Source organism: Nonomuraea sp. NPDC050022 (genome assembly GCF_044460705.1).
Taxonomy (GTDB): Bacteria; Actinomycetota; Actinomycetes; order Streptosporangiales; family Streptosporangiaceae; genus Nonomuraea.
Genome location: NZ_JBITKE010000001.1, coordinates 67486 through 86023, shown reverse-complemented (window position 1 = coordinate 86023; position 18538 = coordinate 67486). Strand labels below are relative to the sequence as shown.

17 protein-coding genes are annotated in these 18538 nt (G+C 68.5%); 6 read left to right on the top strand and 11 right to left on the bottom strand.

Annotation, left to right across the window (positions count from 1 at the left end):
* Nucleotides 1-43: 43 nt before the first annotated feature.
* A complete protein-coding gene (locus ACIBO2_RS00375; protein ID WP_358548679.1) occupies nucleotides 44-1183 on the top strand; it encodes a D-alanyl-D-alanine carboxypeptidase in 1140 nt (379 codons plus the stop codon).
* Nucleotides 1184-1238: 55 nt separating this feature from the next.
* On the opposite strand, the gene ACIBO2_RS00370 is transcribed toward ACIBO2_RS00375, so the two are convergent.
* Nucleotides 1239-2192: a YihY/virulence factor BrkB family protein gene (locus tag ACIBO2_RS00370; protein ID WP_397294596.1), complete on the bottom strand. Its 954-nt coding sequence runs from the start codon at nucleotides 2190-2192 to the stop codon at nucleotides 1239-1241.
* A 104-nt stretch (nucleotides 2193-2296) separates the two neighbouring features.
* The gene (locus ACIBO2_RS00365) at nucleotides 2297-3574 is read right to left on the bottom strand and encodes an amidohydrolase family protein (protein WP_397294594.1); all 1278 of its coding nucleotides are present in this window, start codon (nucleotides 3572-3574) and stop codon (nucleotides 2297-2299) included.
* Between the two features lie 60 nt (nucleotides 3575-3634).
* On the opposite strand from ACIBO2_RS00365, the gene ACIBO2_RS00360 reads away from it, so the two are divergent.
* Nucleotides 3635-4141, top strand: a complete 507-nt coding sequence (locus ACIBO2_RS00360; RefSeq protein WP_358548688.1) for a MarR family transcriptional regulator — start codon at nucleotides 3635-3637, stop codon at nucleotides 4139-4141.
* Between the two features lie 127 nt (nucleotides 4142-4268).
* Nucleotides 4269-4469, top strand: a complete 201-nt coding sequence (locus tag ACIBO2_RS00355; RefSeq protein WP_358548690.1) for a hypothetical protein — start codon at nucleotides 4269-4271, stop codon at nucleotides 4467-4469.
* 9 nt (nucleotides 4470-4478) lie between these two features.
* Here the strand turns inward: ACIBO2_RS00355 and ACIBO2_RS00350 are convergent, their stop codons facing one another.
* The 3 genes from ACIBO2_RS00350 to ACIBO2_RS00340 form a co-directional block, all read right to left on the bottom strand.
* Nucleotides 4479-5753, bottom strand: coding sequence for an ATP-binding protein (locus ACIBO2_RS00350; protein ID WP_358548693.1), 1275 nt, complete (start codon nucleotides 5751-5753; stop codon nucleotides 4479-4481).
* Nucleotides 5754-5891: 138 nt separating this feature from the next.
* The gene (gene trpS / locus ACIBO2_RS00345; protein ID WP_397294593.1) at nucleotides 5892-6896 is read right to left on the bottom strand and encodes a tryptophan--tRNA ligase; all 1005 of its coding nucleotides are present in this window, start codon (nucleotides 6894-6896) and stop codon (nucleotides 5892-5894) included.
* Nucleotides 6897-6910: 14 nt separating this feature from the next.
* Nucleotides 6911-8224 (bottom strand): hemolysin family protein, encoded by a 1314-nt coding sequence (locus ACIBO2_RS00340; RefSeq protein ID WP_358548699.1) that lies wholly within the window; start codon nucleotides 8222-8224, stop codon nucleotides 6911-6913.
* A gap of 86 nt (nucleotides 8225-8310) precedes the next feature.
* Here ACIBO2_RS00340 and galE point away from each other — a divergent pair, with 86 nt between their 5' ends.
* A complete protein-coding gene (gene galE, locus ACIBO2_RS00335) occupies nucleotides 8311-9258 on the top strand; it encodes a UDP-glucose 4-epimerase GalE (protein WP_358548702.1) in 948 nt (315 codons plus the stop codon).
* Between the two features lie 262 nt (nucleotides 9259-9520).
* Here the strand turns inward: galE and ACIBO2_RS00330 are convergent, their stop codons facing one another.
* Both ACIBO2_RS00330 and ACIBO2_RS00325 read right to left on the bottom strand, forming a co-directional pair.
* Complete coding sequence (locus ACIBO2_RS00330; protein ID WP_358548705.1) at nucleotides 9521-10495, bottom strand: malate dehydrogenase; 975 nt, start codon at nucleotides 10493-10495, stop codon at nucleotides 9521-9523.
* A gap of 54 nt (nucleotides 10496-10549) precedes the next feature.
* Entirely contained in the window at nucleotides 10550-12493 is a 1944-nt protein-coding gene (locus ACIBO2_RS00325) for a protein kinase (RefSeq protein ID WP_358548707.1), read from the bottom strand.
* A 203-nt stretch (nucleotides 12494-12696) separates the two neighbouring features.
* Between ACIBO2_RS00325 and ACIBO2_RS00320 the strand changes: the two genes are divergently transcribed.
* Complete coding sequence (locus tag ACIBO2_RS00320) at nucleotides 12697-13833, top strand: saccharopine dehydrogenase NADP-binding domain-containing protein (RefSeq protein WP_358548710.1); 1137 nt, start codon at nucleotides 12697-12699, stop codon at nucleotides 13831-13833.
* Here ACIBO2_RS00320 and ACIBO2_RS00315 read toward each other — a convergent pair.
* The 3 genes from ACIBO2_RS00315 to ACIBO2_RS00305 form a co-directional block, all read right to left on the bottom strand.
* Nucleotides 13808-14845 carry a polysaccharide deacetylase family protein gene (locus ACIBO2_RS00315; protein WP_358548713.1) on the bottom strand — a complete coding sequence of 346 codons (1038 nt, stop codon included), beginning with the start codon at nucleotides 14843-14845 and terminating at the stop codon, nucleotides 13808-13810. The two genes, ACIBO2_RS00320 and ACIBO2_RS00315, sit on opposite strands and share 26 nt — an antisense overlap.
* Nucleotides 14846-15011: 166 nt before the next feature.
* Nucleotides 15012-15302, bottom strand: a complete 291-nt coding sequence (locus ACIBO2_RS00310; RefSeq protein ID WP_358431610.1) for a DUF3017 domain-containing protein — start codon at nucleotides 15300-15302, stop codon at nucleotides 15012-15014.
* A gap of 70 nt (nucleotides 15303-15372) precedes the next feature.
* A complete protein-coding gene (locus tag ACIBO2_RS00305; protein ID WP_358548716.1) occupies nucleotides 15373-16494 on the bottom strand; it encodes a citrate/2-methylcitrate synthase in 1122 nt (373 codons plus the stop codon).
* A 181-nt stretch (nucleotides 16495-16675) separates the two neighbouring features.
* On the opposite strand from ACIBO2_RS00305, the gene ACIBO2_RS00300 reads away from it, so the two are divergent.
* Entirely contained in the window at nucleotides 16676-17326 is a 651-nt protein-coding gene (locus ACIBO2_RS00300; protein ID WP_219531308.1) for an FHA domain-containing protein, read from the top strand.
* Between the two features lie 43 nt (nucleotides 17327-17369).
* On the opposite strand, the gene ACIBO2_RS00295 is transcribed toward ACIBO2_RS00300, so the two are convergent.
* Nucleotides 17370-18470 carry an anhydro-N-acetylmuramic acid kinase gene (locus ACIBO2_RS00295; RefSeq protein WP_358548719.1) on the bottom strand — a complete coding sequence of 367 codons (1101 nt, stop codon included), beginning with the start codon at nucleotides 18468-18470 and terminating at the stop codon, nucleotides 17370-17372.
* Nucleotides 18471-18538: the final 68 nt, after the last annotated feature.

The following is an 18538-nucleotide window of genomic DNA, read 5'->3' as shown; positions in this document are numbered from 1 at the left end:
TGTCGGCACATGTGCAATGACACGAAGCTACGCTGAGACCGCCATGCTGATGAAACCGGTGCCCGTCTCGGCACTCCTCACGGCACTCCTCGCGACGGTCGCGCTCACGGGGACCGCCCATGCCACACCGACTCCTTCCCCGACCACCCCGACGCCGAAGCCCGTCGGTGGGGATCTGCTGGGCAGTCACGGTTTGGTGAGGCCCGCCGGCATCAAGGCACCGCCGAAGTCCAAGGCCACCTCGTACGTCATTGCCGATCTGGAGACCGGCGACGTGCTCGCGGCCAAGGACCCGCACGGGCACTACCTGCCGGCCAGCACGCTCAAGACGCTCACCGCGCTCACGCTCATCCCCAAGCTGGACAAGAACCTCAAGGTCAAGCCCAGCCGGAACGCGGTCGACCAGGAGGGCACCGCCGTCGGCCTGACGACCAAGCCGCTCTACAAGGTCGACGACCTGTTCAAGGCGTTGCTGATGTCGTCGGGCAACGACGCGGCGATGGCCCTGGCCGAGACGAACGGCAGCCTGTCCAAGACCATGCGCGACATGAACGCCGAGGCCAAGCGCCTGCAGGCGAACGACACGGTGGCCAAGACGCCCAGCGGGCTGGACAAACCGGGGCAGAGCAGCTCGGCGTACGACCTGGCACTCATCGCACGAGCCGGCCTCGGCAACCCCGACTTCCGGCGATATATCGGTACAAAGGTTGCCAAGTTTCCGGCGCCCAAGAACTACTACGAGATCAGCAACCACAACAAACTACTGTGGCGCTACCAGGGCATGATCGGCGTCAAGAACGGCTGGACGTCCAAGGCCCAGGCCAGCTTCGTCGGCGCCGCGACACGTGGCGGCCACACGATCATCGTGACCATCATGCGGCATGAGGGGTACTTCTGGGAGGAGGTGGCGAGCCTGCTCGACTGGGGCTTCGCCGCCCGGGGCAAGGTCACGGCGGTCGGCAAGCTCGTCGATCCACTGCCGGTCGAGCTGCCCGCGCAGCAGGTGACCACCTCACCGGTCGTCACCGGTCCGCCGGCCACGGCGCCGCTGCTCGACTCGGCCGCGTCGAAGCAGACGGACACCAGCCGTACGGTGGGCTCGATCGTGATCGGGGGCGGGCTGCTGTTCGGCCTGACCTGGCTGGGCTACGGCATCCGCCGCCGGCGCAGCTCACGACGCTGAGGCCCCGGCGTAGCCCGCGACGCTGAGGCCCCCGGCGCGACTCACGACGCTGAGATCAGGTGACCTCGTTCGAGGGGATGGGCGAGGTCGACGGCATGGGCGTGTTCGACGGGATGGGCGAGGGTGCGGGCGGCGGGCAGAGCCCGGCTGTGGCGGTCCAGGCGGCGACGTACAGGACGAACCTGGCGGAGAAGTTGATCCAGACCAGCAGCCCCACCATGACGGCGAACGCGCCGTAGATCGGGTTGCTCAGCGTCTGCCCCAGCAGCAGCGACGCGACCTGCTTGAGCAGCCCGAACCCGATGGCACCGAGCAGCGCCCCCCTGGCCAGCACCCGGAAGGGCTGGGTGGCGCGGCCCACCCAGCCCAGCACGATCAGGAACAGCACCCAGTCGGCGGCCACGCTGGCCAGCAGGCCCACCAGCCAGAGCGTGCCGGTCGTCACCGGCGCGCTGCCCAGCCCGAGAGTCACCGCGACCCCGGTCGTGGCCTGCGTGGCGGCCCCGCCGACCAACACCGACACGATCATGGTCACGCCGAGCAGGAGCAGGGAGATCAGGTCGCGCAGCTTGGCAACGAAGAAGTTCGGCGGCGGGGCCGTGGTCATCGACATCTCCCACAGCGCCCCGCGCAGCGCGTCCACGGCGCCCAGCCCCGCGTAGAGCAGACCGGCCAGGCCGATGATCCCGGCGGTCGCCCTGGCCTGGGCGATGGCCTGGAGGTCGATCTGGTCGGCGAGTCCGGGCAACTGGTCCTTGATCGCCGACTCGAGCGTGCTGATGGCGTTCTGGTCGTACGACAGGACGTAGCCGAACAGCGCGTACGCGAGCGCGACCAGCGGGAAGAACGACAGGAACGCGAAGTAGGTCACCGCGCCGGCCAGCCGGTCGCCGAACCGCAGCTGGTAGCGCTGCACGGTCCTCATCAGGTGGTCGATCCAGAGGCGGCGCACCCGCCAGGACTCGAGGACGCGGCCACTCCGGGCCTTGGCCGACTCGACGCGTGCCATCAACTTCGCCAACACCGCCGCGCGCCGCCTTCCGAGGTGCCCCGCCGTCGCCATGCACCTGCCCTGGCTACCGCTCTTCTACCACGGAGCCCCGCACCTGGGGGCTATGCGCTGGTGACGGCGCGGGCGGACTCCGCGAGCCTGGCGAGCACCTCCGTGACGTCGTGGTGCAGCAGCCTGCCGCCCCGCTTGACCACCCGTCCACCGACCAGGACGGTGTCGACGGCGCTGGTGTCGGCGTTGAGCACCACCGCCCCGATCGGGTCGTGCGCGGCCGCCATGCCCAGCGTGCCGGTACGCAGCAGCACGAGGTCGGCCTGCTTGCCGACCCGCAGCGAGCCGACGGTGTCACCGAGCCCCACCACCTCGGCGCCCTCGATGGTGGCCATCCGCAGCGCGTCACGGACGCGGAACCCCATCCCTTGCCCGTCCGGGCGGCCCCGCTCCAGCGCGAACGCGGTCCGCATCAGGCTGAACATGTCACCGGGCGCGCACGTCACGCTGTCGACGCTGAGCGAGGTAGGGATCCCGGCGGCCCGCGCCCGCCCGCTGATCGGGTAGCCGATGCCGAGGGTCATCTCGTCGATCGGCGACACGGACACGCCGCCGCCGCTGTCGGCGATGAGCTTGAGCTGGTCGTCGCTGTAGTGGTTGGCGTGCACGTACGTCGTGCGCGGCGCCAGCAGCCCGTTGGCCTTCAGGAACGCGAGCCCCTTGGTGGAGCTCTCCCTGCTGTGCCCGCCGAGATGCGCGGTGACGGGCAGATCGAGCTCTCGGGCCAGCCGCCACTCCGCCAGCGCGTCCTCCTCACTGACGATCTCCGGCCCGAGAGCGGCGATCGCCATGGTCACCAAGCCGGTCGTGCCGAAGTGCTCGTCATGGACCCGGTGCCCCTCCTTGTGCAGGTTCTCCCGTGGCCCGCCGTGGCAGTAGCCGAAGATCGCCCTGATGCCCGACTCGCGCAGCGCCCGTACGGCCGAGTCGGTGTGCTCGGGCGTGAACTGCACGTGCGACCAGTCGAGCAGCGTGGTGATCCCGGCGTCCAGGCACTCCAGCGCGCCGGCCAGGTTGCCCGCGTAGACGTCCTCGGGCCGGTGGACAGGGGCCAGCTCGCCCAGGACGCGCTGCAGATATCCGCCGAACGTGATGTCCGGCGCGATCGCCCTGATCCCGGCCTGCCAGGTGTGCCGGTGGCTGTCGACGAACCCCGGCAGCACGATCATCCCGGTCGCGTCGACGACCTCCGCCCCCGGCACCTCGGGCAGGTCCGGCCCCACCTCGGCGATCCGGCCGCCCTCGACCCGCACGTCCACCCGCCCGAGCACGACGGGCTCCGGCTCGGTGTCAACGACGATCCCGTTCTTGATCAAAGTGATTGCCATGCCAAAAAGCTTAGTAAGAAGCTTTTCAGAAAGCAATATACCGCCAAGTATCCTCGATCCATGAAGCACGATGACGTCGACGCGATGGTCCCCCGCTGGCAGAACTCCGGCCTGTCGTCATCGCTCATCGCCGACCTCGAACTGAGCAAGCGCATGTCCCGCCTCAACATGCTCTTCGAGACGGCGATCAAGGCCGAACTGGCGGACCTGGGCCTGACGTACGCCGAGTTCGACGTCCTCGCCGCCCTGGCCCGCACCGGCCCCCCGCACCGGCTCAAGCCCAGCGAGTTGTCCAAGGGCCTCTACCTCACCTCGGGCGGCACGAGCAACGTCCTGCAGCGCCTCACGGCATCGGGCTACGTGGAGCGGGCGGCGAACGAGGGCGACGCGCGCAGCCGCTGGGTCCAGCTCACCCCCGAGGGCCTGCGCCTGGCCAACACCGCCCTGGAGGTCTCGGGGAAGGCCCACGAAGAGGTGATGGCGGGCGTCCCGGAGGAAACGGTACGCAAGGCGGCGGACGCCCTCCGGGAGGTCCTCCTGGCCGTGGGCCGCCGCCGCTTCCGCTAGTCACTGACCTGGCGCACGCCTGGGCGCCCCGACCCACGCCTGGAAGCGTCGGCCCACGCCTGGGACCGCCGATCCCAGCCTCAGCGGTGCTCTGCCGAACCTGGCGGCCCTGAACGCGATCACCCTGATGTACGCGAACGAGCTGCGCGACACTCCGATCAAGGTCAACGCGGTCTCACCGGGCTTCTGCGCCACCGACCTCAACGACCACCGAGGCGTCCTGACCGCGGACGAGGGCGGCACCCACATCGCCCGCCAGGCCACCACCATGCCCACGACCGGCGCCTTCCTCAGCGAGAGCGAGGAAGGCGGCGTCTACCCCTGGTGACCCCCTTGACTACTGATCGCCGGAAAGCGGCGCCGCCGCCGGAGAACGCGTCGTCCAAAGCGCGGAGACCGGGAGGCAGGAGAGCCCGTCGCCGAAACTCAACGACTCAGGCCCGCAGTAGAGAACGAATCCCGCCAGCATGCGATCGCCCAAGCGACGCTTGAGGAGCCGCAGTCCGCGAAAGTCGTCGGCGCGAACGGTCTCCGCCGCCTTGACCTCGATGGCGACGATCTCACCCGCGTTGTTCTCGAGGATCCCGTCCACCTCGTACTGGTCCCGGTCGCGATAGTGATAGAGGCGAGCCGATGTCCCGGCCCAGGTCAGCTGCTTGGTTATCTCACTCAGCACGAAGTTCTCGAGGAGTCCGCCATGGATGGCATCGGCGACGCTTCCGCTGGTGAGGTAGCCAGCCATGCCAGGGTCGACGAAGATCACCTTGGGCGTGGCCACGGCTCTCGTGGTCGCGTTCGACGACCAGCCCGGCACGAGGCGGACCACGAAGATGGTCTCCAGAATCTCCACATAGCTGCGAACGGTCGGGCTCGACAGGCCCAGCTCGCTCGCGAGCCGGCTCATATTGAGCAGCCCTCCGGTCTGAGCCGCCAGCAAGGCGACCAACCTCCGCATGTCGGACGCACGCTCGATTTCGGCGACCTGTTTCACGTCCCGGGCGATCAGGTCCGCAAGATAGCCGTCGAAAAACCGCTCACGCCGCCGAGGGGTCGTCCGCTTGATCGCTTCTGGGTATCCGCCGCGAGCGGCCAGAGCGAGATAGTCCTTCCGGCGTAGACCGATCGATTCGGCGCGCAGATCTTCCCCCATCGCGAACGCCGCGTCGACGAAGCCGTCCTCGTGGCCGTCGATCTCCCCCTGCGAGAGCGGCCAGAGCTCGATGGTCTCCGACCTGCCGGGCAGCGAGTCAGGAAGGCTGCGCAGTGCGAGGAGGCGCGCGGATCCGGTGAGCAGGAATCGTCCAGGGCGCGGGTCACGATCCACCACGTGCTTGATGGCGAGCCAGAGATCGGGAACCCGCTGCACCTCATCAATGAGCATCAAGCCGTCATGACTCACGAAACGGACTGGATCCTCATTCGCCGCCAGGCGAGTGACGGGATCGTCCAAGAAGCGGGCGACGCTACCTGGGACATGGCGCAGCACCCGCTCGGCAAGGGTGCTCTTACCAACCTGGCGAGCACCATTGACGACGACTACACGGGTGTCCTCAAGTGCGTCGTACACCAGAGAAGCCGCTCGCCGGGGCAGGTAGTCGACCGCTTCCCTCATGGGTCCACCCTAGCCCGGCCTTTAGATCTGCCGAAGCAATGACTTTAAGTCTGCCGAGCCTTTGCCTTTAGATCTGCCGAAGCACCGCCGTTAAATCTGCCGAAGGTCCAGTCCGGCGTTCGCGCATGTCAGAGGTGGTCAGAGGCGCGGCAGGAAGCCGACCCGGTCGCGGACCTCGGCCATGGTCTGGCGGGCCACCGCGCCGGCTCGTTCGGCGCCGATGGCCAGCAGCCGGTCCAGCTCCGCCTCGTCGGCCAGCAGCTTCTCCGTGCGCTCCCGGATGGGCGTGAACGCCTCCACGACGGCCTCCGCCACGTCCTTCTTGAACGTCCCGTAGCCCTGACCCTCGTAACGCGCGACCAGGTCGGGGATCGGCGTGGCCGTGAGCGCGGACAGGATGCGGAGCAGGTTGGAGATGCCGGGCTTGCCGTCCTCGTCGAACAGGACCTCCGAGCCGGTGTCCGTGACGGCGCGCATGACCTTCTTGCGCAGCGGCCCCGGCTGCTCCAGGACGTCGAGGATGCCGGCCGGGCTGGAGGAGGACTTGGACATCTTGGCCGTCGGGTCCTGGAGGTCGGTGATCTTCTCGACCTCCTTGAGGATGTACGGCTCGGGGAGGGTGAAGGTGTCGCCGAAGCGGTGGTTGAAGCGCTGGCCGAGGTCGCGGGTGAGCTCCAGGTGCTGCTTCTGGTCGGCGCCGACCGGCACGCTGTTGGCCTGGTAGAGCAGGATGTCGGCGGCCTGGAGCACCGGGTAGGTGAAGAGTCCGACGCTGGCCGCGTTCTCCCCGAACTTGGCGGACTTGTCCTTGAACTGCGTCATCCTGGCCGCCTCGCCCATGCCCGTCAGGCAGATGAGGATCCAGGCCAGCTCGCTGTGCTCGCGCACGTGCGACTGGACGAACACGGTCGAGCGCTCGGGATCGAGCCCGGCGGCGAACAGCTGCGCGGCCGCCACGCGGGTGCGGCGGCGCAGGGCGGCGGGCTCGGTCGGCACCGTGATCGCGTGGAGATCGACGACGCAGTAGAAGGCGTCATGAGTCTCCTGCAGCGTCACCCATTGGCGGACCGCACCCAGGTAGTTGCCCAGGTGGAAGGAGCCTGCGGTGGGCTGGATGCCGGAGAGGACACGAGGTCTGGCCATAGCAGCCAATTGTGTCAGGAATCCAGCTCGGGCGGCGACTCGACGGCCGGACGGCGCTGCACCCTCACTCTGGCGATACGGCGTCCGTCGAGCTCGATGACGGTCAGCTCGAACCCGGGCACTTCCACCATCTCCCCGCAGGCGGCCACGTGGCCGAGCATGGACATCACGAACCCGCCCAGCGTCTCGTACGGCCCGTCGGCCAGCCGGATGCCGGTCTGGGCGGCGAAGTCGTTGAGGTTCGTCAGGCCGTCGATCTCCATCTCGCCCGCCGGGAGGACCACGGTGTCGCCTTCGACGTCGTACTCGTCCCTGATGTCGCCGATGAGCTCTTCGACCAGGTCCTCCAGGGTGACGATGCCGGCCGTCCCGCCGTACTCGTCGACCACGATGGCCAGGTGGTGACCCTCGTCGCGCATCTCCGACAGCGTGGTGAGCAGGCGCTTGGAGGCCGGTACGAATTTGACCGGCCGGATCGGCACCAGCTCGCTGATCGGCTCGATCCGCCCGGTGAGCACCGGGTCGAGCAGGTCCCTGACGTGCACGAATCCGATGACCTCGTCGTACGACTCGCGGTAGACGGGGAAGCGCGAGTGCGGCAGCCCCGAGGCCAGCACCGCCGCCTCCGCCAGTGTGGTGTCGGCCTCCATGAACTCCACCTCGGTGCGGGGCAACATGACCTCGCGGAGCTGGCGCTTACCGGCGGCGAACACCTCCGCGATCAGCTTGCGCTCGTCGGCGGTCAGGTCGGTGTGCCCGACGACCATGTCGCGCAGTTCCTCGGTGGTGACCTCCTCCCGGTCGGCCTGCGGGTTGCCGCCGAGCAGCTTGACCACGCCGTCGGTCGACTTCGACAGCGCCCAGATGATCGGGCGCGACAGCATGGCGACGCGGTCGAGGAAGGGCGCCACGACCAGTGAGAGCCCCTCGGCCCGCTGCAGGGCCAGGCGTTTGGGCGCCAGCTCGCCGAGCACGAGAGAGACGTACGAGATGGCCAGCGTCACCAGCACCAGCGCGAGTACGGGAGCGACGGCGTGGGGCACATTCCAGCGTTCGAGCACGGGCACGAACTGCATGCCGAGCCGGTCGGCGCCGAACGCGGCCGACAGCATCGTGGCGACGGTCACCCCGATCTGCACGGCGGACAGGAAGCGGTTGGGGTCCTGGGCGAGCTTGGCGACCCGCTCGCCGCGGCGCCCCTTCTGAGCGAGCTTGCGCACCTGGCTCTCCCGCAGGGAGACCATCGCCATCTCGGCGGCGGCGAAGAAGCCGCCGACGAGGATGAACAGAAGGACCAGCGCGATATTGGCCGCGAGGGTGTCAAACATGGTGGTTGGCAGCGTACTCGGCACGTTTCCCGCGTATGCTGAACACCCAGCCCGACAAAATTAAACATATAGCCACAGGAGCAAACATGAGATTGCTGGTCACCGGAGGTGCCGGATACGTGGGCAGCGTCGTCGCGGCGCAGCTCGTCGAGGCGGGGCACGAGGTGACCGTGCTCGACGACCTGTCGACCGGCCATGAGGACGCCGTGCCCGAGGGGGCGCGGTTCGTCCACGGGTCCATCACCGAGGCCCACGACGCCCTGGCGGGCGTGGAGGCGGTGCTGCACTTCGCGGCCAAGTCACTGGTCGGCGAGTCGGTGGAGAAGCCCGGCCTCTACTGGTCGCACAACCTCGGTGGCACGCTGGCGCTGCTCGACGCGATGCGGGTGCGGGGCGTGCGCGGGATCGTGTTCTCCTCGACCGCGGCCACGTACGGCGAGCCCGAGCGCTCCCCCATCCTGGAGAGCGATCCGACACGGCCCACGAATCCGTACGGCGCCTCGAAGCTGGCCGTCGACACCGCCCTGACCGCCTACGCGGGCCTGCACGGACTCGGGGCGGTGAGCCTGCGTTACTTCAACGTGGCCGGCGCGTACGGCCGCTTCCGCGAGCGGCACACCATTGAGACCCATCTCATCCCGAACGTCCTCAAGGTGGCCACCGGCGAGCGTGAGTCGGTCAGCGTGTTCGGCACCGACTACCCGACCGCCGACGGTACGTGCGTGCGCGACTACGTCCATGTGGCCGATCTGGCGGTCGCCCACCTCCTGGCACTGGAGGCGCTCACCCCCGGGGAGCACAAGATCTTCAACCTGGGCAGCGGCGCCGGCTTCTCCGTCCAGGAGGTGATCTCGGTCTGCCGCGAGGTCACCGGCCACGACATCCCCGCCGTTATCGGGCCGCGCCGGGCGGGCGACCCGGCCGTGCTGGTCGCCTCGTCCGAGAAGATCCGGCGCGAGCTGGGCTGGAAGGCCGAGCGCCCCTCCCTGCGGGACATCGTCTCTGACGCTTGGGGAGCGCTTTCCGGGAAATAGGTATAGGAAGTCCCGATATGTGCTGTGATATCGAAATGTGAGGAGCTTTTCACCAAGGGTCACGAAGATAGTCTTCGGCGTCCTCGTCGTGCTGGGTAGCCTCGCGGCGGCGGCGGGGGTGCTGTTCGCCACCTCCCCGCCGAATCCCCCCGCGCAAATCACTATGTGCCCCTAGTCACACAAAAGGGAAATAGGCCGCAAATCGTACATATAACCAAAAGACGCGCGCCCGGAAACGGACGCGCGCCTTGTCGGAGACGGATCAGATCAGGCCGAGCGAGGCCACCGCGTCGCGCTCCTCGGTGAGCTCGCGGACGCTGGCGTCGATGCGCTCGCGGGAGAAGGCGTCGATCTCCAGACCCTGGATGATCTCGAACCGGCCCCCCGCCGCCCGCACCGGGAACGACGAGATGAGGCCCTCGGGCACGCCATAAGACCCGTCAGAGACGACGGCGGCCGAGGTCCAGTCGGTGCCGTTGACCCAGTCGTAGACGTGGTCGATCGCGGCGTTGGCCGCGGAGGCGGCGGACGAGGCGCCACGGGCCTCGATGATGGCGGCGCCGCGCTTGGCCACCGTCGGGATGAAGGTGTCGCGCAGCCACTCCGACTCCACCTGCTCGGCCGCGATCTTGCCGCCGACCTCGGCGTGGTAGAGGTCCGGGTACTGGGTGGCGGAGTGGTTGCCCCAGATGGTCATGTTCTTGATCTCGGTGACCGGGACCTGCAGCTTCGCGGCGAGCTGGGACAGCGCGCGGTTGTGGTCGAGGCGGGTCATCGCGGTGAAGCGGTCGGCCGGCACGTCGGGCGCGTTCTGCTGGGCGATCAGCGCGTTGGTGTTGGCCGGGTTGCCGACGACCAGGACCTTGATGTCGTCGGCCGCGTGCTCGTTGATCGCCTTGCCCTGCGGGCCGAAGATGCCGCCGTTGGCGCCGAGCAGGTCACCGCGCTCCATCCCGGCCTTGCGCGGCATGGCGCCGACGAGCAGGGCGACGTTGGCGCCCGCGAACGCGACGTTCGGGTCGTCGGTGATCTCGATGCCCGACAGCAGCGGGAAGGCGCAGTCATCGAGCTCCATGGCGGTGCCCTCGGCTGCCTTCACCGCCTGCGGGATCTCCAGCAGACTGAGCTTGACCGGGACGTTCGGGCCGAGCAGCTGCCCCGACGCGATGCGGAACAGCAGTGCGTAGCCGATCTGACCGGCGGCTCCGGTGACGGTCACCTTGACGGGCGTGGCCATGGCCTTCCCCTAACTCGCAGGATGAATCATTGACTTTCGGATGCTACCCGTTCGTCATCCGCAGGAGACCATCGAGGGTGTTTCCTGCTCGGGAGTGAAGTCCACGTTGGCGAAATGCCGAGCCAGCAGGCTCTTGACGACGCCCTTGCGGTAGAGCGAGGCGATGATCCCGTTGGCCGCCTTGCAGGTCTTGGCGTCTCCGTGCTTGATCCCGATGGCGTAGCGCTCGTCGTTGAGCTTGGCGCCGAGGATCTTGAAGCGCTGGTTCTCGCGGCTGGCGAAGCCGGCCAGGATGAGGTCCTCGCCCGGCACCGCGGCGACCTCGCCGCTCCTGAGCAGGTCCATGCACTGCGCGTAGTTGCTCACCGTGACGAGCTCCACCTTCACGCGGGCCTGAACATTGCGAACGGACGGACTGTCGGGGGCGCAGATCTTCTTGCCCTTGAGGTCGTCGATCGACTCGATCGGGTCGCCGTCGCGGACCAGGAGGTCGTGGTGGGCCACGTAGTACGGGCCGGCGAACTCGACGCCGCTCTTGTCGATGGAGTAGGTGGCGATCACCAGGTCCACGGTGCCGTCGTCCAGCGCCTTCGGCCTCTCGGACTTGGGAATCCTGACGAACTGGGTCTGCTTGGCGCCGAGCTGCTCCGCGACGAGCTTGGCCAGCTCGATGTCGAAGCCCTCGAAGCCGCCGCCACCTTCCAGGGAGACGCCGGGCAGGTCGCCCTTCACGCCGATCACGATCTTCTTCGTCTGCGCCACCTTGTCGACGACCGAGGCGAAGGAGTCCGGCGGGGCGGGATGCGGCGAGGGCTGCTCCTCGCCGAGCGCGAGCTGGAGCCAGTTGTTCTGCACGGCCACGATCGAGGCGGCGGCGATCAGCAGGATCGCCACAGTCAGCGCGACCCACCCCGCGCGGCGCCGGCCGCGTGGCGCGGGCGGGCCGGATTCGGGGGTGGCCACGGTCGGCCGCTCGTCCAGGATTCGGGGCGGTGGCGGCGTGGAGCCGGTCGCCCAAGGGATCGGCTCGCCGCCGGTCACGGAGGACTGCTCCGGCGGATGCATGAGCTGCGCCTTGGACGGTGAGCCCGTGCCGATCGTCCCGGACGACACCCTGATGAACGGGGTGGTGTCGTCGCTGGCCACCTGTACGCCCCGGGTCAGCACGGCCGTGGAGGCGCCGACCGTCTCGGGCTGGCCGAGCAGCCGCAGCAGGATCTGGTCGGCCGAGGGGCGCTCATCGGGCGACTTCGACAGCGCCGACCGCACCACGCCGCGTAGCGGCTCGGGCAGCATGGACACGTCGACCTCATGGTTGAGGATCCGGTTGAGCACCACCGCGATCGAGTTGCCCTCGAACACGGTCTCCCCGGTCGCCGCGAACGCGATCACCGCTCCCCAGGCGAACACGTCAGTATAAGGACCGACATCGTCCCCGGCGATCTGCTCGGGGGCCATGTAGGCGGGCGTACCGATGGCCCGGCTGGTGATGGTGCCGCTCGAGTCGATGATCCTGGCGATGCCGAAGTCGACCACGCGCGGCCCGTCGGCGGCGATCAGCACGTTGTCGGGCTTGAAGTCGCGGTGCACGATCGAGGCGTGGTGGATCGCGGTCAGCGCGGTCGCCGTCCCGATCGCCAGCCGGTCGAGCGCCGTCCCCCGCAGCGGGCCGTCGGCTTCGACGATGTCCCTGAGGGCGCGCCCGTCGATGTACTCGCTGGCGATGTAGGGCGTGTCACCGTCGAGATCGGCCTCGATCACCCGGGCCGTGCAGAACGACGCCACCCGCTGCGCGGCCTTCAGCTCCCTGGCGAACCGCGACCTAGCGATCGTGTCCCCGCTGAACTTGACATGCAGCAGCTTGATCGCAGCCTGCTCACCCTCATCGGTGACGCCCAGGTAGACGATGCCCTGGCCGCCTTCCCCAACCCGGCCGACCAGCCGGAACGACCCCAGCTGGCCGGGGTCGCCGGCGACCAGCGGCGAGATCTGCGGCATTCATCTTCCCCACGTTCAAACAAAGCCCAACGACGCAAACTTTACGACGCTCAGTAAGCTCTCAGGGAACCGTTAACCGTTCGTGACGTCACGGTTTGTCGCCAGGAGCAGTATGGCCACCGGTCATCACCAGGGTGAGGAGAAACGCCGAATTACCCCAGAATAGGGCGAAACTACGAGCAGCACCGAGGGGGCTCGGGATTATGACCCGTTTGTACGACATCGTGCTGTTCGGCGCGAGCGGCTTCACCGGCGCGCTCACCGCGGCCTACCTCGCCAAGACGGCCGGCCCCGAGGTGCGCTGGGCACTGGCCGGGCGCGACCGGGCCAAGCTGGAACGACTCGGCCTCGACGTCCCGATCCTGATCGCCGACGCCACCGACCGCGGCTCGCTGGCCGCGATCGCCCGCTCGACCCGCGTTCTCGTCACGACCGTCGGTCCCTACCTCCGGTACGGCGAGCCACTCGTGGCCGCCTGCGCCGAGGCGGGCACTCACTATCTGGACCTGACCGGCGAGGCCGAATTCGTGGACCGGATGTACGTCCGCCACCACCGGCGGGCCACCACGACGGGCGCCAAGCTGGTGCACGCCTGCGGTTTCGACTCCATCCCTTACGACCTGGGCGTGCTCTTCACGGTCGACCGGCTTCCGGAGCACGTGCCGCTCAAGGTCAGCGGGTTCCTCAGGAGCGAGATGCGGGCGTCGGGCGGCACGTTGGCCTCCGGGATGACGATCGTCTCGCGCCCGCTGCAACTCCTGGAGGCGGCAGCCCGGCGGCGCGCGGCCGAGCCGCTGCCGCCCGGTCGCCGGGTCAGCTCACTGCCCGGCGGCCTGCGCTATGTCGGCGGTTGGGCACTGCCGATGCCGAGCCTGGACCCGCTGATCGTCGGCCGCTCGGCCCGCCTGCTCGACCGCTACGGACCCGACTTCACCTACCGCCAGTACTACGCCGTCAAGACCCTGCCCGCCGCCCTCGCGGTGGCGGCGGGAGCGGGGACGATGGCGGCGCTCGCGCAGATCCCCCCGGTACGCAACTGGATGGCGAGCCGCGTCAAGCCCGGCGACGGGCCCACCCCCGAGCAGCGGGCCCGCAACTGGTTCAAGGTCACCATCCTCGGCGAAGGCGGCGGCCGGCGGGTCGTCACCGAGGTCGCGGGCGGCGACCCCGGTTACGACGAGACGGCCAAGATGCTCGGCGAGGCGGCGCTCTGCCTGGCCTTCGACGACGTGCCCGAGATCGCGGGCCAGGTCACCACCGCCTCCGCGATGGGCCGCCCGCTGATCGAGCGCCTGCGCCGGGCCGACATCACCTTCAGTACGCGAGAGCCCGTGAGCTGAAGGACGTCCGCAGGAACGGGTTCTTGAACTTGGGGAAGGCCACGGTCAACGGGTCGCCGTCCGAGGTGTAGCGCATGTCCGGGTTGTTCTTCAGCCAGTCGAGCCAGGCCACCGAGCAGAACTGCTTGCAGTCGCCCTTCTTGTCCATCGCCCTGATACGCGGGATGCCCAGCGGGTCGAAGGACTTGCTGAACGGCGCGGGCGCGGGCGTGTAACCGGCCAGGAAGACACCCTTGTGGTCATAGGTGACGTCGCCGAGCTTGCCGTGCATGGCCCACTTCTTGTTGTGGGGCTGGTTGCCGTACGGCAGGGCGATGGTCACCGGCTTGACGAAGGCCAGGGAGCTGACCATCGTCTGGATGGTCGCGATCTGCTCCTCGACCTCCTTCTCCGACCGGCCCCGCAGGTTGATGTGGTCGCGGGTGTGGTTGCCGATGTCGAACCCGTTGTCCTTGAGCCAGAGCAGCATCTGAGCCTGCTCGTCGCGCACGGTCTTGCCGAACATGTCGCGCGTGACGTACATCGTGGCCACCGGCCGGAAGCCGGGGTTCTTCGCCGCCACGTCACGCAGGATGCCGATGGCGGTGTCCGGCGCCAGGTTGCCCATCTCGTCCAGTGTGAGCTGTGAGGGCGAGGAGTCGTCGAAGGTCAGCACGACGGCGTGCTTGCCCGCCGGGATGTCGATCTTGCCGGTGACGTACTCGGCGGCGGTGATCGGCACGTACCCGTCCTTGACCAGCCGTTCGAGATCTCCCCTGAACTGCTCGGGAGTCCGGTCGTCGGTGGTCGCCGGGTTCTTGATCACCCGGTGGAACATCAGCACCGGGATCTGCCCCAGCTCGTTGGCCTTCACCTTGGCCGCCAGCGCCAGCTGCGCGGCCTTGGCCTGCTTCAGCTTGGCCGCGGTGTTGGCCGCGTTGTTCACCGGCTTGGCGACCGGCTCCGAGCCACAGCCGCACACGACCGCCGTGACCGCGATCAGCCCCACCCCACTCAAAAGACGCAATCGCATCCGAACCCCCTGGGCCACCTATGACTCTTACCAGGGACTCTTACCCATCTGATCAACTCCGTCACGCTCTGTGAGGGCCAAGAGATGTTCTAGAGAACGATGTTCTAAGAAACGGAAAGGGCCGCCCGAAGGCGGCCCTGCGTCGACCGGGTTGGCGCAGGTGGGGTCACCGGGCCAGCAGGGACATGATCATTCCCTTGAGCTCGTCGTTCGCCAAGATCAGCGAGGTAAGGACGAGCACGAATCCGAACGCCCCGAGCGTGATGACGTCCGTCCTCTTGCTGCGTACGGCGAGCCCGCCGTACCCGGCGAAACGGAGCGCGGCGGCCACCATGACGGCGGCGCCCAACGCGAACCCGCCCCACCGCGGGTCCACGAGGAAAATCAGCGCAACGCCGACGACCGCACCCGCCAGAACCAGCGGGTACGGCCCCCAACTTTCTCCAGAACGACTCAACGTGCCTGCTTATGGTCGCATTCGCTGCGGACCTCCGTTGGCATCGTGCCCCGCTCTCTCCGGTCCAGGCTCATCTCTCCTCGATCGGCTTCCACTTCTGGTCACGCTCACCGATGTACTCACTGTCGGGGCGGATCAGTCTGTTGTCGGCATGCTGCTCGATCACGTGCGCCGTCCAGCCGGCCATGCGGCTGATCGAGAAGACCGGTGTGAACAGGTCCGTCGGAATGCCGAGATAGTGATAGACCGATGCCGCGTAGAAGTCGACATTGGGATAGAGGCCCTTCATCTCGAAGACGACCTCCTCCATCTCCTTGGACATCCGATAATAGGTGTCGTCGCCGGTGGATTCGGCGAGTTCCTGCGACATCCTGCGCAGGTGCGTGGCCCGCGGGTCCTCGGTCTTGTAGACGCGGTGGCCGAAGCCCATGATCTTCTCGCCGGCGGCCAGCTTCTCCCGTACGGCCTGCGCCACCCCGGTGGGCGAGATCGATTCGAGGGTCTTCATGACCTGCTCGTTCGCGCCGCCGTGCAGGGGGCCCTTGAGCGTCCCGATGGCGGCGACGATGGCCGAGTGCATGTCCGACAGGGTCGCGGCGCAGACGCGGGCGGCGAACGTCGAGGCGTTCATGGTGTGGTCGGCGTGCAGCACCAGACAGGTGTCGAAGAGCTCGACCTCGCGCTGGGCCGGAACGCGTCCGGTGACCTGCAGGAGGAAGTTCGCCGCGATGCTCATCGCCGGGTCGGGCTCCGGGATCTCGGCGCCGTTGCGGGCGGCGTGGTAGCGGGCGACCAGCAAGGGCTGCTGCGCGGTCAGGCGAGCGGCCTTGCGCAAGTTCGCTTCGGGGGCGATGGAGTCCTTGTCCGGATCGTCCGCCGCGGAGAGGGAGACCAGGGAGCGCAGGGCCTCCATCGGTTTCTGCTTCTCGGCGATCTCCGGGATGTTCGCGGAGACGAGCGCGCCGAGCTCGCGGCCCCGCACCAGCTCATCGCCGTACCTGTCCAACTCGTCCCGGTTGGGAAGCTTGCCGCACTGCAGCAGGTGAGCGGTCTCTTCGAACGTCGCGCGGCCGGCCAGATCGTGGATGTCGTATCCGCGATAGAAGAGACGACCGGCCTTCCCGTCAATGTCGCTGAGCGCTGTGGACGCGGCTACGACATCGGCCAGGCCTTTCGTGGGCTTGTCCGCCATGAGTGTTTCCTCCGCATATCTCCGCCCGAAGTCTACCCGTGAGCAGGCAAAACCGTCCGCGAAGGTCCAGACCAATTTCACGCTGGATTCTCCTTATGGCAAAGGCGATTCCGCATCCCCTCGTTTGGGTAAGCCGGAGCTGTAGTAATAGTTACGGCGGGCTACCTGGGGAGGAACTGCCGTGGAGGGGCCGTTCATACGCATCGAGGACACCGGCGAGGTGGTCCCGTTGCGCCCCGAGATCACGACGGTGGGGAGGGGCCGGGGCGCGGACATCCGGCTGACCGACCCGAGTGTGTCTCGACTCCATGCCGAGTTCGTCAGGCGAGGACCCTACCTGTACGTCGTTGATCTGGGCCTGTCCCGCAACGGCACACGGGTGAACGGCAGGCCGATCGCCCGGAGGGTGCTGGACGACGGCGACGTCGTCTCCTTCGGCGCGGCGCGCGGTCGCATCGGCGGAGTCCCCCGTGAGGACTTCACCCCCGAGGTCGAACTGCGCAGGGCCGCTGCGCCCGAGCTGACCAGGCGCGAGGTCGATGTGCTGACCTCGCTCTGCAGGCCGGCGCTGTCGGATGAGGCGTTCGTCGCCCCGGCGACCGCACGTGAGATCGCCGACGACCTTGTCGTGACCGAAGCCGCGGTCAAGCAACACCTGCTGCGGCTGTACCAGAAGTTCCGGATTCCCGAGGGCACCAACCGGCGCACGCGGCTGGCCAACGAGGTCGTCGCGCTGGGCCTGGTGCGCCCGACTCCTGTGGTGCCACCACAGCGGTCGGGGACGTCGGCCGAGCAACAGCAACCGACGGCGGCCGGACGCAGGGCTTCATAGGTGCAGACCCCGCTACCTGTGGTGGGCCGCTGAGCGCGGCCCACTAGAGGAAACGGATCGCGACCGGCGCCACGGCGAGGGGTTCCGGCAGCGCGAGCGGACCGGAGCCCGGCGTCACCGTGCCCAGAACGCGCGCCCCTGAGGCGCCCGTGCAACTGGGCACGGTCGACGGCAGACCGTGCGCGGTGAGCCAGCCGAACAACGAGAAGGCGATCGCCTCCTTCGCGTCGGCGGGCACGCCGAGCTCGTCGCTGGTCACGAGCCGCGTGTCCGGCACGCGTGCGCGCAGCATGCCCATGAGTGTGGGATTGCGCACACCGCCGCCGGAGACGATCACGGTGTCGAGCCCATGCCGCCGGATCTCGGCCGCCACGGTCTCCGCGGTGAGTGCGGTCAGTGTGGCGACGAGGTCGGCCTGCGGGAGGTCCGCCTTGACGTACCCGGGCGTGAAGAGCTCTTTTCCGGTGGATTTCGGCGGCTCCTTCGCGTAGTACGGCTCGGCGAGCAGCTCCGCCAGCAGCGCCGCGTCGACCGTCCCGGCCGCGCCGAGCACCCCGTCCTTGTCGTACGGGGGCGCGGCGGCGTCGATGAGCGCGCACGCGGGCCCGGTGTCGTAGGCGATGGCCGGCTCCCGCACGGTCAGGTTGGCGATCCCGCCCAGGTTCAACGCCCCGGTACGCCCCGGCAGCCCGGCCATGAGCAGCAGGTCGAGGTAGGAGACGAGCGGCGCCCCCTGCCCGCCGGCGGCCACGTCGCGCACCCGCACGTCCGACACCACGGGCAGCCCGGTGCGCTCGGCGATCCAGGCGGGCTGGCCCAGCTGCAGGGTGCCGAGCACCCGGCCGCCCTCCACCCAGTGGAAGAGCGTCTGCCCGTGGGAGCAGATCAAGTCGGCCGCCGGCCCCTCGGCCGCCGCCTCGGCGAACGCCTGGCCGATGAGCGTGTCCAGGGCGCACACCTCGCCTAGGTCGATCTTGCTGGGCGGCAGCGCGGCCACGATACGGGCTCTCAGGCCAGGCTCGTACGGCCGCTCACCGGTGTGGACCAGCATGCCGGTCAGCACACCGCCGTCCAGCGACCAGTCCACGACCGCACTGTCTATCCCGTCATGGGACGTGCCTGAGATGAGACCGAGAACCCGCATCGCACTCCTTCCAAAGGACCGTCATCTTCCGCTCCCCCGAAGGGGGGTGCCCCACCTAGAGACCCCGA